This is a genomic window from Peribacillus sp. FSL H8-0477 (genome assembly GCF_038002765.1).
Taxonomy (GTDB): Bacteria; Bacillota; Bacilli; order Bacillales; family DSM-1321; genus Peribacillus.
Genome location: NZ_JBBODE010000002.1, coordinates 1,420,348 through 1,435,886, shown reverse-complemented (window position 1 = coordinate 1,435,886; position 15,539 = coordinate 1,420,348). Strand labels below are relative to the sequence as shown.

14 protein-coding genes are annotated in these 15,539 nt (G+C 40.9%); all 14 read right to left on the bottom strand.

Translation table 11 applies throughout. The annotated features are described in order from the left end of the window. Positions 1-223: 223 nt before the first annotated feature. Positions 224-1,207, bottom strand: a complete 984-nt coding sequence (gene ftsY, locus MHI18_RS18710; RefSeq protein ID WP_340849596.1) for a signal recognition particle-docking protein FtsY — start codon at positions 1,205-1,207, stop codon at positions 224-226. Between the two features lie 23 nt (positions 1,208-1,230). Next, on the bottom strand, positions 1,231-4,797 hold the full coding sequence (gene smc, locus MHI18_RS18705; RefSeq protein ID WP_340849594.1) for a chromosome segregation protein SMC: 3,567 nt from the start codon (positions 4,795-4,797) through the stop codon (positions 1,231-1,233). A gap of 45 nt (positions 4,798-4,842) precedes the next feature. Then, complete coding sequence (gene rnc, locus MHI18_RS18700) at positions 4,843-5,571, bottom strand: ribonuclease III (RefSeq protein ID WP_340849592.1); 729 nt, start codon at positions 5,569-5,571, stop codon at positions 4,843-4,845. 300 nt (positions 5,572-5,871) lie between these two features. After that, positions 5,872-6,105, bottom strand: coding sequence for an acyl carrier protein (locus MHI18_RS18695; protein ID WP_340849590.1), 234 nt, complete (start codon positions 6,103-6,105; stop codon positions 5,872-5,874). 53 nt (positions 6,106-6,158) lie between these two features. Continuing rightward, complete coding sequence (gene fabG, locus MHI18_RS18690; protein WP_340849589.1) at positions 6,159-6,902, bottom strand: 3-oxoacyl-[acyl-carrier-protein] reductase; 744 nt, start codon at positions 6,900-6,902, stop codon at positions 6,159-6,161. A gap of 1 nt (position 6,903) precedes the next feature. After that, positions 6,904-7,845 (bottom strand): ACP S-malonyltransferase, encoded by a 942-nt coding sequence (gene fabD / locus MHI18_RS18685; RefSeq protein WP_340849588.1) that lies wholly within the window; start codon positions 7,843-7,845, stop codon positions 6,904-6,906. A 16-nt stretch (positions 7,846-7,861) separates the two neighbouring features. Beyond that, complete coding sequence (plsX, locus tag MHI18_RS18680) at positions 7,862-8,854, bottom strand: phosphate acyltransferase PlsX (RefSeq protein WP_340849587.1); 993 nt, start codon at positions 8,852-8,854, stop codon at positions 7,862-7,864. Then, on the bottom strand, positions 8,838-9,431 hold the full coding sequence (gene fapR, locus MHI18_RS18675) for a transcription factor FapR (protein WP_340849585.1): 594 nt from the start codon (positions 9,429-9,431) through the stop codon (positions 8,838-8,840). The genes plsX and fapR overlap by 17 nt, the downstream gene beginning before the upstream one ends. Positions 9,432-9,540: 109 nt before the next feature. Next, a complete protein-coding gene (gene recG / locus MHI18_RS18670; RefSeq protein WP_340849583.1) occupies positions 9,541-11,589 on the bottom strand; it encodes an ATP-dependent DNA helicase RecG in 2,049 nt (682 codons plus the stop codon). Continuing rightward, positions 11,586-12,470 (bottom strand): L-serine ammonia-lyase, iron-sulfur-dependent, subunit alpha, encoded by an 885-nt coding sequence (sdaAA, locus tag MHI18_RS18665; RefSeq protein ID WP_340849582.1) that lies wholly within the window; start codon positions 12,468-12,470, stop codon positions 11,586-11,588. Before sdaAA ends, recG begins: the two co-directional genes overlap by 4 nt. A 26-nt stretch (positions 12,471-12,496) precedes the next feature. After that, positions 12,497-13,159 carry an L-serine ammonia-lyase, iron-sulfur-dependent subunit beta gene (gene sdaAB, locus MHI18_RS18660; protein WP_340849580.1) on the bottom strand — a complete coding sequence of 221 codons (663 nt, stop codon included), beginning with the start codon at positions 13,157-13,159 and terminating at the stop codon, positions 12,497-12,499. A 9-nt stretch (positions 13,160-13,168) separates the two neighbouring features. Then, positions 13,169-13,300 (bottom strand): hypothetical protein, encoded by a 132-nt coding sequence (locus MHI18_RS18655; RefSeq protein ID WP_340849578.1) that lies wholly within the window; start codon positions 13,298-13,300, stop codon positions 13,169-13,171. A 46-nt stretch (positions 13,301-13,346) separates the two neighbouring features. Continuing rightward, complete coding sequence (locus MHI18_RS18650; RefSeq protein ID WP_340849576.1) at positions 13,347-15,011, bottom strand: DAK2 domain-containing protein; 1,665 nt, start codon at positions 15,009-15,011, stop codon at positions 13,347-13,349. Positions 15,012-15,029: 18 nt separating this feature from the next. Further along, a complete protein-coding gene (locus MHI18_RS18645) occupies positions 15,030-15,392 on the bottom strand; it encodes an Asp23/Gls24 family envelope stress response protein (protein ID WP_040374135.1) in 363 nt (120 codons plus the stop codon). Positions 15,393-15,539 lie beyond the last annotated feature (147 nt).

The following is a 15,539-nucleotide window of genomic DNA, read 5'->3' as shown; positions in this document are numbered from 1 at the left end:
GTTTCCCCTAACCTCTAAAGCACATAGGGATAGGATAAACGGTTTCCGATGACACTCTTTTGATTGACTCTGCATGCAGCCGCACCGACTTTTAGTGGACGTATATAAACACACCCTTAAAACCCTCTAGATTAGGTTGTATAACGTTGTTATCATCTACCTCGTATGATCCCCTCTGCAAAACTGAAAGAACCCGTCTGCAGCCGCAAACGGGTTCAACTATTTATTCTTTTTCTTCGATTACATCAGCAAATAAACCATATACGTATTTATCAGCATCAAATTCCTGCAGATCATCCATCTTCTCACCGAGACCGACAAACTTAACAGGAATATTTAATTCATTACGAATAGCTAAGACGATACCGCCTTTAGCCGTTCCATCAAGCTTCGTTAGGACAATTCCCGTGACATTGGTTACTTCTTTAAATGTTTTCGCCTGAATCAAGGCATTTTGACCAGTTGTAGCATCAAGTGCTAACAGAACTTCATGTGGTGCTCCTGGTATTTCGCGTTCAATGACCCGTTTCACCTTTTCAAGTTCATTCATCAAGTTCACTTTATTTTGAAGACGGCCTGCAGTATCACAGATAAGCACATCTGCTTTCTTAGCCTTCGCTGAACGCAGTGCATCAAACATAACAGCTGCTGGATCTGAACCTTCAGCTTGTTTAATCACTTCAACGCCTACACGCTCTCCCCAAACTTCCAATTGCTCAATAGCACCAGCTCTGAAGGTATCACCAGCTGCGAGCATAACTGTTTTTCCCTCACCCTTAAGCTTATTGGCTAATTTTCCGATCGTAGTTGTCTTTCCTACACCATTGACACCAACAAAAAGAATGACTGTTAAGCCATCTTGCATATTCAATTCAGTCTGATCTGAATCATTCCCTTGATAAATTTCTACAAGTTTTTCGGAAATAACGGACTGTACGTCCTTAGAATCAGAAATATTGCGGCGTTTTACTTCCATCTTTAAATCATCGACCAATTTCATCACAGTTTCAAATCCAACATCAGCACCAATTAAAATTTCTTCGAGTTCTTCAAAGAACTCTTCATCGACTTTACGATATCGAGCAACAAGATCATTTACTTTGCCAGAAAAAGAATCTCTAGTTTTAGTTAAACCTTGTTTAAACTTGTCGGTAACCGTATCAGACTGATCAGTAAATTTTTCTTTAAGCTTTTTAAAAAAACTCATTGGTTCACTTCCTTAGTAAATTTCTAGGATTTTGCATATTCAGCTGTTTCGTCCATTCGGACTGAAACAAGTTTAGAAACACCTGATTCCTGCATCGTTATTCCATAAAGTACATCTGCTTCTTCCATTGTTCCTTTACGATGTGTAATCACGATAAATTGAGTTTCTGCACTGAATTGCTTAAGGTATTGACTAAAACGATACACATTCGCTTCATCTAATGCCGCTTCAACTTCATCTAATATACAGAACGGTACCGGACGGACTTTTAAAATAGAGAAAAGCAGGGCAATGGCTGTTAATGCACGTTCACCGCCGGACAGCAGTCCTAGATTTTGTAGTTTTTTTCCTGGAGGCTGTGCAATAATATCCACACCTGTATTAAGGAGGTCCTCCGGATTACTTAATTTAAGTTCCGCTCGTCCCCCGCCAAACAGTGACTTGAACACTCGTTCAAACTGTTCTCGAATCGCGTAAAATGTTTCGGAAAACCGTCGTTTCATTTCTCCGTCCATTTCATCAATGACCTCAAATAAGGTATCTTTTGCTTGCTGCAAGTCATTTTTCTGCTCTGTAAGGAAGTTAAACCGTTCAGAAACCCGGTCATATTCTTCAATGGCACCAAGATTAACACTGCCGAGCTCTTCAATAGCAAGCCTGATTAATTTAACTTTTTTCCGCGCTTCATCAGCCGGAATGATTAAGGGGTGCTTTTCTTTCGCTGCTTCATAGGAAAGCATATATTCCTCGCGTAAGTGATCAAGACGATTTTCAAGCTCAACATCAAGACGGTTCAGCTTAACTTCTTCATCTTTAACAGCTTCTGAGAGGCCTTTATGCAGACGTTTTAGTTCTTTGCATTCTATATCAAGATCTTCAAGCTTTTTGAGCAGTTGGACCCGCTCCTGCTTTTGAGTCGATATCAACTGTACCGATTCATTTTTAACTTTTAGTTTACCCTGTGCAGCGTCCTCAAGTGTAACTTCCCCGCTTGAGGATGAACTCATTTCATTGGTTAACAGCGATAAATCCTCTTTATAATCCGTAACTCGTTCTTGTTCCTCTGTCAATTGATCTTTTATTCGGCTGTATTTTTCACGCTGATTCTGAAGCTGTTCCTTTTTAGAAGCCAGCTGAACTTTAAGCTCATTCGTTTCTTCGGTAAGACTTTCTTTTGATGTCTGCTGAGACTGTTTCTGTTTGGTTAATTCAGCAATGGTTTCATCCAGTACTATAATCTCTTTAGAGCAAGAGGCAAGCAGCTCTTCAAGCTCTTCCAACCTTAATTTCTTACTTTGTTTTTCTTCTTCAATCGACTTTTTATCGAGATCGTATAAATGCAATCGTTCATTAACATTTTTCTCTTGCAGCTCGATTTCGCGAACAGATCCCTTAAGTGAAAGCTCTTTTAGACGCAATGCTTCACCAGCTTGACGGTACCCCTCTACTTTTTCTTCCAGAGAAGTGATATCAGTCTTCAGCTGCTTTACATGCTTCTCAAGCACAGACGTTTTCTCTTCCATATCAGCAATCTTTGTCTTCAATTCATCCAGTTCAGTTTTTCTAGATAATAAGGAAGACGTTTTTTGCTTGATAGCTCCACCTGTCATGGATCCGCCAGGATTGACCACATCACCATCGATCGTTACAAACCGGTACTTATGATGGACAAGTTTGGCCAGTTCATTGGCACCTTTCAGATCTTTCGTGATAATCACTGTACCAAGAAGATTCGCTGCGATATTGATGTATTTTTTGTCAAAGTCAATTAAATCAACAGCTGTCCCGACGAATGCCGGGTGACTAGCTACCGCACGTAGTTGAGAGGACGGAATTTCCCTAGCTCTAATGACGGTAAGCGGTAAAAACGTTGCCCGTCCGTATCCATTCTTTTTTAAGAATGTAATGGCTTTACGTGCATTTTCTTCTCCATCCATAACCACATGCTGCATGGAGCCGCCAAGTGCCGTTTCAATCGCCAGCTGATACTCCTTCGGAACTTTAATTAATTCCGCAACTGCTCCTTCAACACCTTGTAAAGTGCCGTTTTTCGCCTTCAAAACTTCTTTTACACCTTGGAAGAAGCCGGCATAGTCCTCTTCCATTTCTTCAAGCATGTCTTTTTTTGATTTAGACTGTTGTAAAAATTGGTAGGCTTGATAAAGCATTTTTTCTTGCTTTTGATAGGTCGCTTTGTTATTTTCCAGCCTTTTTTGTTCTTCACGAAAACGATATACATGCTCTTCAATTTGAGCAGTCACCGCAGCAAACAATTGAGTAGACTCAAGCTTCTTTGCTTCTATTTCAATTCGTTCATTCAGAAACTTTTCATTTTCCGTATCGAGACGAACGTTTCGATTGTCCTGTTGATTCAGCTGCTGATCAAGATACTGCTGTTCATTACGGGCAGAAGCCTGCTTGTTCAGCCATTCAATATAATCACTTTTAAGCGTTTCTATGGTTTCTTCAATATTACTTGTAAACAAACCAAGGCTTTTTTGTTTTTCATGAAGGCTTGATTGAAGATTTCTAACTTCCTGTTCGAGTTTTACAAGCACTCGGTTTTCACGTTCTTTTTCAGCAGTCCATTCACTGATTTTTCTCTCACCATCATCAATTGACTTTTCGAGCTGCTGTTTGTTTTGTGAGGCATTCTTTTTCCGTTCTTTTAATACTTCTTTGCGTCCTTCAAGTTTTTCTAGTTCTTCACTTGCACGCAAAAGAGTCTCCTGCAGATCATTCATCGATTGATCAAGACCGGCTATATGCTTACGCAGCTTAGTGGACTCAAATTCCTTTTGAGCAATAGATCTAGTCATCGTTTGCTCTTGTTCACTATGTTCTTCAAAAGCAGCGGTTAACTTTTCCCAATTTTCGTGAAGCGTTTCAATCTCAAAGACCGTTAACGCTACTTCACTTTTCTCAAGCTCTGCCTTTTTTTCAAGGTAATCATGTGCAATCGAGGATTGAATTTTTAGCGGTTCAACCTGACCTTCTAACTCATATAGAATATCATTAACCCGATTTAAGTTTTCTTGTGTCTCAAACAGCTTATGCTCTGCCTTCTTTTTACGGTTTTTGTATTTCAGAACGCCTGCCGCTTCTTCAAAGATGACTCTGCGGTCTTCTGCCTTACTGCTGAGAATTTCTTCTACTTTCCCTTGACTTATAATCGAAAAGGCTTCCTTACCAAGTCCAGAATCCATAAATAAATCCACAATATCTTTAAGCCTGCAGTTTTGATTATTTATGAAAAATTCACTTTCTCCTGATCGGTATACTCTTCTAGTCACACTTACTTCATGAAAATCAATCGGCAGGGAGTTCGTTTCATTGTCCAGCGTTAAGGTAACCTCTGCAAAATTCAGTGACTTTCGTGAATCACTTCCAGAGAATATGATATCCTCCATTTTTGCTCCACGAAGTGATTTTGCAGACTGCTCACCTAATACCCATCGAATCGCGTCTGTAATATTACTCTTTCCACTGCCATTTGGTCCTACTACTGCCGTAACACCTGGGACAAAGTCCATCGAAATCCGTTCAGCAAAGGACTTAAATCCCACAACATCCAATCGTTTGAGGAACATTTGCTTTCCCCCTCTATCTCAACTCTTTACTTGAGACTTTCTTTATTATTTTTCTTTAAGAGCCGTAAGTGCGCATTGAGCAGCACGCTGTTCAGCTTCTTTTTTCGATCTTCCCATACCCGTACCCAGTTCTTCCTCATTTAAGGAAACCACGGAGACAAACTCCCGGTTATGGGCTGGACCTTTTTCCTGAAGGATTTGATAGTCAAGTGCCCCTGTACCATCCCGTTGAATCAGTTCTTGTAATTGGCTTTTATAATCCATCACATGAGAAAAAGCACCCTCGTCTATCTTAGGGAAAACAACCTTCTCTAAGAATTGAACGACACAATCAAGACCTAAATCCAAATATAATGCACCGATAAACGCTTCAAACACGTCAGCAAGCAGCGCTGGGCGTTCTCTGCCTCCAGTCATTTCCTCACCTTTTCCGAGTCGAATATAATGGCCAAACGACACATCATGAGCAAAATTGACTAAAGATGGCTCACATACAATTGCTGCACGCAATTTTGTCAGTTCGCCCTCGCTCATCATTGGATACTTTACAAATAGGTACTTTGATACGGTCAATTCTAGGACGGCATCTCCTAAAAATTCGAGCCGTTCATTATCTTCATACGGCTTCCGGCGATGCTCATTCACATAGGATGAATGGGTGAACGCTTGTTTCAATAACTTTTCATCATGAAAAAGAAAACCCGTTTGTTCTTGAAGCTGTGTAAATTTATTTTCACTTTTTACCGGTTTTCGATCCATACCGTTCCTTTTCATACGACCAAACCCTCCACTAAACACTAAAGAATGATGACAATTTATCTGGTAACGTCATTCGTTACAGAAAAGAAACTTGGCGGTTTAAATGCGCCAAGCTCTTCAAAGTATTATATCATACAGCAGCAAGGCTTCAAAGGAAACTCCTCGCGTCATTTGAGGATAAATTCCCCATGATTCTTAAGATTACCATTCGTTAACTGATTACCCATCTATTGAATCACGTACTTTTAAACTCAACTAAAAGAGGCTGCAGAGAATTCTCTGCAGCCTTGTGTTCATTTTTCGAGATCATTTAGATTACATAGTGCTTTGTATGTAATTCACAGCATCTCCAACTGTGCTGATTTTTTCTGCGTCTTCATCTGAAATTTCCATTTCAAATTCATCTTCAAATTCCATAACTAGTTCAACAACATCTAGGGAATCTGCACCAAGATCTTCTTTGAATGAAGCTTCTAATTTCACTTCTGACTCTTCAACATTCAATCGATCAACTACGATTTTTGTTACGCGTTCTAATACGTCTGCCACTGCATTCACCTCCCCTCAAGACATTATAGTATAATCCAGTAAAATAATAAAGATTACATCACCATTCCGCCGTCTACATGGAGCGTTTGCCCAGTCATATAGCTGCTCGCTTCGGAAGCAAGGAACGTGACAACCCCGGCTACATCTTTAGGATCACCAAAGCGTGCCAGCGGAATTTGAGTTAACATCGTTTTCTGTATATCCTCGGTTAGTTGTTCAGTCATATCAGTCGTAATAAACCCAGGAGCAACTGCATTAACCGTTATGCCACGCGCAGCGAGTTCCTTAGCAGTAGACTTGGTTAATCCAATGACACCTGCTTTAGCCGCAACATAATTGGCCTGTCCAGCATTACCACTGACTCCGACAATAGAAGCAATATTGATTATTCGTCCATGACGCTGTTTCATCATCTGCCTAGTGACCGCTTTCGTGCATAAAAATACACCTTTGAGATTGGTAGTAATGACGTCATCCCACTCTGCCTCTTTCATCCGCATTAATAGATTATCGCGGGTAATCCCAGCATTATTAACGAGGATGTCGAGAGTTGTAAACTCCTCAAAGACATGTTTCATCATCGCTGTCACACTCTCTGAATCCCCTACATTTCCTTGAATAGCGAAAGCATGGCGCCCCATGCCTTTAATTTCAGCGACAACCTCATTTGCCTTTTCTTCACTGCCAGCAAAATTGACAGCCACATTCGCACCCTGCCGAGCAAGTTCTAATGCAATTTCTCGGCCAATTCCACGTGATGCCCCAGTTACCAATGCATTCTTTCCGTTAAGCTGCATTCTAATTCCCCCTAAGTGCATGGACTGTATTTTCAAGACTCGCCTTGTCATTTACTGAATAAATCGATACACTGCGGTCAATTTTTTTAATTAAACCACTCAGTACCTTACCAGGTCCAATTTCGATAAACGTATCCACACCTAGTTCTAGGAGTGTATGTACACTTTCTTCCCAGCGTACAGGTGAAATAAGCTGTTCAATCAGTTTATCCTTAATCTCCTCAGGCTGTGTGACAGGTTGAGCTGTAACATTAGAGATTACTGGAGTTATCGCTTGCTTAATCTTTATTGAGCTAAGTGTTTCCGCTAGTTTAGCAGCTGCTGGTTCCATCAGAATGGAATGAAAAGGGCCGCTCACATTTAACGGGATTGCTCGTTTCGCTCCGTTTTCCTTCGCTTTTACTGAAGCCAATTGAACACCTTCAGTCGTTCCTGAAATAACAATCTGTCCTGGGCAGTTAATATTCGCCAGCTGCACAGGATTGCCTTCACGCGTAATATCGGCTGTCAGCTCTTCTAGCTTCGCTTGATCCATACCAAGCACGGCTGACATCGTCCCAATACCGTTTGGAACGGCTTCTTCCATGTATTCCCCGCGTTTTCGAACCGTATGTACTGCTTCTTTAAATGTCATCGCACCGCTGGCAGTTAACGCTGAATATTCGCCTAAGCTGTGCCCAGCTGTATAGTCTGGTGTAATTCCAGCTTTCACTACTGCTTGATAGAGAGCAAAACTTACCGTTAATAATGCCGGTTGGGTATTTGCTGTCAATGTGAGCTCTTCTTGCGGTCCATTTAGGATAAGATCAGTCAGTGAAAATCCAAGAGTACTGTCAGCTTCTTCAAAGATTGATTGAACGGTCTGATCGCTCTCATAAAAATCTTTTCCCATCCCAACTGTTTGTGAACCTTGTCCTGGAAAAACAAACGCTATTTTCCCCATTGTCGACACCCCTAACTCATTCTTGTTTTCCAGTTTCCATCAAACGAACAATATTCTGTACAACTTGATGATTAACCATGTCACGCGTCTGGCGGATGGCATTATATATAGCATGGTCATCAGATGACCCATGAGCTTTAATAACCGGTGCTTTTAATCCGAAAAGTCCTGCTCCCCCATACTCAGAATAATCCATCTGATTTTTAATCACTTTAAATTGTGGTTTAAGCATAGCCCCAGCTAGTTTGCTTTTCGTATTGCTCATTAACCCTTTTTTAAGCATCGAGAAAACACTCATTGCGGTTCCTTCAATCGTTTTTAACACCATATTTCCTGTAAAACCATCTGTAACGACAACATCCGCAGCTCCATTAAGCAAATCTCTCGCTTCAACATTACCTATGAAATTGACCTTTGCTTCTTTCAGAAGACCGTACGCTTGTTTTGTCAATTCGTTGCCTTTTTTCTCTTCAGAACCAATATTTAGTAAAGCTACACGAGGATTAGCGATTCCTCTAACCTTTTCCGCATAAATTGAACCCATAATGGCATATTGAACAAGATGTTCTGGTTTCGCATCCGAATTTGCGCCAACATCTAAGAGGACAAAACCTTCACCGTCAATTGTCGGCAAGGTTGGAGCAAGAGCAGGCCTGTCTATCCCATTAATGCGCCCGACGACAAATAATCCTGCTGCCATGAGTGCACCTGTATTACCTGCTGAAATGCATGCATCAGCTTCTCCGTCTTTTACTAACTGAGCTGCAAGGACTAGTGAGGCGTTCTTTTTACGGCGAACCGCTCGAACTGGTTCATCTGTGCCTAGAATCTTTTCCTCTGTATGTACAACAGATATACGTTCGTGCTTTATTAAATGTTCATTTATTTCTTTTTCATTTCCTACTAGTATCATTTCAATATCAGGGAATTCACGAACAGCCTTCATGGCTCCTAATACTGGCTGTTTTGGTGCATGATCTCCGCCCATTACATCAATGGCTATTTTCATTTTCTCCACCCTTTTCCGGCTGACAGGAGCGGTACATTTCAAACTCGCCCTTAAATACCAATTCGCTGCCAACATAACTGTTCACTTCTACATTCGAACGATCACTTGAAGCCGTATCCAACACACGAGCCTTAGCAACCACTCTCTCATTTTCCCTTACGGATCGTGTAAATAGAATGGATGCTTTTGCCGTCAGCGCCAATTCGTCATCGATAACAGCTACAGCAAGGGAATTAGCTTGCGCGAACAAATGATGGCCTCGCGCTATCCCATTTCGTTTAAAAACATGTTCTTTATTTATATCAAGAATTGAAATTGCATTTTGGTCTAAATTCACATCAATGACCTCACCAATCACTTCATCAATCGGGAGTGCCCTGATTTCATCGCTTAATCTTTTTTCCGCAACGTTTTTTATCCGCTCTCGTAGTTCGGGAATGGAAAGTTCAAGCCGGTCCAGCCTGATTGTTTGAACACTCACGGAAAATTTTTCAGCCAGCTCTTCATCTGTTACGAAAGGATTTCCTTTAATCGTGTCGATTAATAACTGCTGGCGTTCCTTCTTATTCCTTTTCATTGAAGGTCACCATCCACGTTTTATGACTAGGTACTAATAGTAGTATATAGATATTAAAAACAGATTGCAAGATGTAAAAACCCGCAATCTGCTTTTTACCTTATTCTTTTTAATCCAGCTTTTCTCCATCCAATACGCCGGTGCTTGCGAGATGCTTTCGAAGGGGTTCATAATCCGGCGCATGCCAAAATGCTTCCGAAGCAATGAGTTTGGCTGCATCATTTCTAGCTACTTCAAGTGTGCGATAATCATGAACCATATCCGCCACTTTAAATTCAGGAACACCACTTTGCTTTCTTCCAAAGAAATCACCAGGCCCACGAAGTTCGAGATCTTTTTCAGAAACGACAAAACCATCATTTGTCTCGGTCATAATGGTCATTCGCTCCTTCCCATTTTCCGATTTGGGATCAGCTAACAGGATACAGAAAGACTGATCGCTCCCTCTTCCTACCCGGCCGCGAAGCTGGTGAAGCTGTGCGAGACCGAATCGTTCCGCATCATAAATAACCATCACGGTAGCATTAGGTACATTAACCCCCACCTCAACGACTGTAGTGGAGACAAGAACTTTTGTCATGTTCTGGCTGAAATCCTTCATAACAGCGTCTTTTTCATCCGCCGGAAGTTTTCCATGCATCAATCCGACTTGATATCGCTCACCAAAATACTGTGTCAGCATTGCATGTACATCAAGAACGTTCTCTAAATCCATTTTTTCCGATTCTTCAATCAACGGACAAATAACATAAGCCTGTCTACCTTGTTGCAATTCTTTTTCAATAAAAACAAGAATCCTATCGAGCATATTATGCTTAGCCCAATACGTTTCAATGATTTTACGTCCAGCAGGCATTTCATCAATTGTTGATACATCCATTTCACCAAAAACTGTAATGGCCAGCGTTCTAGGAATCGGCGTCGCTGTCATAAATAAGACATCAGGACTATTCCCCTTTTCTCGTAAAACCCGCCGTTGGTTCACACCAAACCGGTGCTGTTCATCGGTTATGACAAGTCCAAGATTGAGGAAATTCACTTCATCTTGAATAAGAGCATGGGTACCGATTAATAAATTAATGTCTCCGCTGTATAATGCTTCTAGCAGTTCCCGCCGTTTTTTCCCTTTCACGGAGCTTGTCAAAAGAGCCGACTTTATTCCAAAAGGTTCAAGCATTGCACGCATTGAAGCGGCATGTTGTTCAGCTAATATCTCAGTAGGGACCATTAAAGCTCCTTGATACCCAGCGGAAATGGATGTATACAAGGCGATAGCCGCTACAACCGTTTTTCCAGATCCAACATCCCCTTGCAGAAGGCGGTTCATTCTATAGGGAGATTTCATATCTGCTAATATTTCATTAACAACCCGTTTCTGAGCATCCGTCAGAGGAAAGGGCAGAGATTCGATAAACGTAGTTACTTTTTCAAGATTATAGTCTTGTTCTATTCCTTTTGATTCTTCTCTTTGAACTTTACGCATTGCCTGCATCTTCAGTTGAAAAAGTAAAAACTCTTCATAAACAAAGCGGCGTCTCGCTTGCTTCATATCATCCTCTGAAGCTGGAAAGTGCATCGTCCATAAGGCATTGGGTCTTGGCATCAATCTATACTGTGAAATTAATCCTTGCGGCAGGTTTTCTTCAATAGCTGGTCCAAACTGTTTAAAGGCGTTGCCGATATAACGGCGCAGCCCTTTAACGGTCATACTACCCTTTATCGAATAGACAGGTTCATATTCTTTTTCCTGTCTATTTTCACCAATATGACATTCACTGCCTGTAATGGTTTGGCGATGGCGATCCCACTTTCCAGTAACCGTCACTACGCTGTTGATGTCCATCTTTGACTTTAAATAGGGCTGATTGAAAAAAATAACTGTAATTAGATTATTCCCTACAAAAACCTTGAATGTCAGCCGAGACTTTTTCTTTCCAAAATACGTAAGCATCGGCTGACTGTGGATTTTCCCTTCAATCGTCACTCGTTCTTCATGTTCTACCGTTTCTAAATCCTTTAAACGATAATCTTCGTAGCGGAAAGGGAGATGTTCAAATAAATCAAACACGGTATGAATGCCCATTTCATTTAGTGTTAGTGCAGTCTCATTTCCAATTCCTTTAACGGCGGTAACAGACTCTTGTAATACTTGGTTCATTTCTTCAGAAGCGGCAGACCGAATATCTTAGCTTCCAAAGCTCGGCCAGTCGGAGTTGCCGCTAACCCTCCCTGTGCTGTTTCTCGTAAAGCTGAAGGCATCGATTGACCTATTTCATACATGGCGATAATAACTTCATCACACGGAATCCTGCTGGTAATTCCTGCTAATGCCATATCAGCTGCAACCATAGCATTTGCCGCCCCCATAGCATTTCGTTTCACACATGGTACTTCAACAAGTCCTGCAACTGGATCACAGACAAGTCCTAACATGTTTTTCAGGGTAATGGCCATTGCCTCCGCACTTTGAGCAGGAGAGCCTCCTGCCATTTCTACAATGGCCGCTGCTGCCATTCCTGCTGCCGACCCGACCTCCGCTTGGCATCCGCCTGCTGCGCCGGAAATCGATGCATTATTGGCTACAACAAACCCAAATGCTCCTGCTGTAAAGAGGAATTCAATTTTTTGTTCTTTAGTTGGATTTAATTTTCTTTGAACTGCAAATAATGTTCCCGGAACAACACCCGCTGATCCAGCTGTAGGAGTCGCACAAATCGTTCCCATCGCTGCATTTACTTCATTTGTAGCAACAGCTTTACTTACCGCATCGAGTAAAATTTCACCCGAAAGGAAGGTACCTTTTTTAATATATTCTTGTAAAAGAACAGCGTCTCCACCTGTTAAACCCGATACGGAACGTACACCTTGCAAACCACGTTCAACCGCTTTTTCCATTACATCCAAATTTGTTTCCATCTGAGAAAGAATTTGCTCTCTCGTCTTCCCTGTAACTTCAACTTCCTGTTCTATCATAATGGTGGATATTTTTTTATTTTGTGTTTGTGCTAATTCTACTAATTCTGCTACATTACGAAACAAAATATATCCTCCCTTCTTCTTATTGTTTAATCGACAATTTTGGCAACCTGAGTAATATTGGCTAGTTCACCAATTTCCCGGAGAACATCATCACCGATATTTTGATCCACTTCAATGGTCATTAACGCCATTTTTCCTTTTTCTTTACGAGATACATCCATTTGACCAATATTAATTTCATGTTTGGCCAAGATATTAGATACGTTTGCAATAGCTCCGAATCGATCATCATGTACGACTAGTATCGCTGGATTATGACCTGACAACCTCAGAACAAAGCCATTTAACTCTATAATCTCAATTTTTCCGCCGCCAATTGAAATCCCAACAAGTTCAAGTTCACCTTGACAATCGCCAATAATAATTTTGGCTGTATTCGGATGGTCAGTCACAGCATCTTCTTCATGAAACTCAACCTTCATCTTTTGCTGTTCAGCGATTTGAAATGAGGATTTTATTCGTTCATCAAATGTATCAAAATCAAGCAGACCCCCGACAATTGCAACATCTGTACCGTGGCCTTTGTATGTTTTAGCGAATGATCCATAAAAATAAATAACAGCCCATTCAGGCTGCCGCCCAAATAATGTTCTTGCCACTCTTCCAATTCTTGCAGCACCGGCTGTATGAGAACTAGAGGGTCCAATCATGACGGGACCGATTATATCAAAAACGCTCTTATACTTCATAACTTCCTCCTACACTGCATAGTGAATAACAGGTAAAAATAAAACTGCAGAGCCTCTTGGCTTCTGCAGTTCATTTTCCCACTTTACCTGAGAAACGGCAAGCAGTTTGTATAAGAATCCAGCAGCAAGAATGAATGCCATACCTTCTTAGAGAAGGAGTTCATTTCATCTTCTGACAGGAAACTAATTATTCAATTGAGAATATGAAAGAGTATAACGGCTGATTTCCATTATGAAGTTCTACTTCCGCATCTTCGAATTGAGCATTACAGAATTTCGCAAGCTCGTCCACTTCATCTTGGCTTGCATCTTCTCCATAAATGATTGTTATAATTTCTGATTCTTCATCAATCATTTCAAGCAGAAGATCTTTTGCGGCTTGAAGCTTTTCTTTACTTTTAACTTTGATTTTTCCTTCATCGATTCCCATGAAATCACCATTGGCAATTTCAAGACCGTCGATAACTGTATCACGGACAGCGTAGGTAATTTGTCCAGTTTTCACATGACTTAACGCCTCTGTCATCGTGTGATCATTATCTAGTGCTTCTAGGGCTGGATTAAACGATAGTAAAGCAGACATCCCTTGAGGAACGGTTTTTGACGGAATCACAATAACTTGTTCTGACACAACATCTTTTGCCTGTTGAGCTGCCATGATAATATTCTTATTATTAGGCAAAATGATAATCGTTTCAGCATTAGCCTCTTCAATTGCTTTAACAATATCCTCCGTACTTGGATTCATTGTTTGACCGCCTTCAATAACAACGGTAGCTCCTATGCTTTTAAATAAATCGCTGATTCCAGAACCCATAGCCACGGAGACAATTCCAAACTTTTGTTTTTCTTTTTTAGGTTTACTCTCTGTTTCAAGCGTAGCGTGAGTATCTCCAACAATTGCGGTATGTTGTTCACGCATATTATCAATTTTCAATTTAATAAGACTTCCGTATGTTTGGCCGTAATTTAAGCAATTCCCCGGCTGTTCCGAGTGAATATGTACTTTTACGACTTCTTCATCAGATATGACGAGTAACGAGTCGCCAAGTTCACTTAGGTCAAGACGGAACTTGTCTTCATCAAACGTCTTCTTACCTTCTAACCTGACCATAAATTCAGTACAATAACCAAAGACAATATCTTCAGAGTTTATATGTCCCTGAACATTAATGTGGTGCTCAGCACTTACCAGTTTGTCCATTGAGAAATTATCAGAAATGGCCGGCAATGCTTCGCCTCTTAATTCCGCTAAGAATCCTTCATAAACAAACAGAAGTCCTTGACCACCGCTGTCTACTACACCTACCTCTTTAAGCACAGGAAGCAAATCAGGCGTACGGTCTAAAGATGCTTTTGCTTCTTTAACGATTTCTTCCATTACCATGATTATATCGCTGTGTTCTTGAGCCGCGATTACACCTTGTCTTGCCGCATCTTTTGCTACAGTAAGAATCGTACCTTCAACCGGTTTCATGACAGCTTTATAAGCTGTTTCTACTCCCGATTCCAAAGCTGCCGCAAACTCCTGGCTGCTTACACTCGCCTTCGTTTCAATTGACTTTGAGAATCCACGGAAAAGCTGGGACAGAATTACACCAGAATTACCACGGGCACCCATTAGCAGTCCTCTTGATAAAGAGACTCCTACTTTGCCAATATGATCTTGTACATTATTTTGTACTTCCTTTGCTCCAGAAGTCATCGATAGATTCATGTTCGTTCCTGTATCTCCATCGGGTACCGGAAAAACGTTCAAGGAATCGACTAGTTTAGCGTTTGCAGACAGATGGTTTGCACCTTGGATGATCATCTCTGCAAAACGTCTTCCATTTAAGCTTGTAATTGACACTAAAACTTCCTCCTTGACTTAAGGGTTCGTAACACGAACTCCCTGCACAAAAATATTTACGGAATCAACTACTAATCCGACAGTTTTGTCCAGGGTGTATTTTACCTTTGATTGAACATTGTGTGCAACTTCTGAAATTTTCGTTCCATAGCTGACTACGATGAACATATCAATGTGGACTTCATCATTTTCCTGACGAACGATTACACCCTTAGTAAAGTTTTCTTTTCTCAGTATTTCAGCAATGCCGTCTTTTAATTGTTTTTTCGAGGCCATGCCTACGATTCCATAACAGTCAACCGCAGCGCCGCCGGCTACTGTAGCAACTACCTCATTGGATATATCAATTTGTCCAAATTTAGTTTTTAATTCAATAGACATATATGTGTACCCCTCCCAAAATCCTATGACTATAACCATTCTACTATATTGTCTTTTGTTTTAAAAGCAAATGTAGCACTGTATTATTATAATTCAATTCGTAAAGGGTTATGTCAAGGTTTTTTTCTTGAAAGTAATTTACAGAAG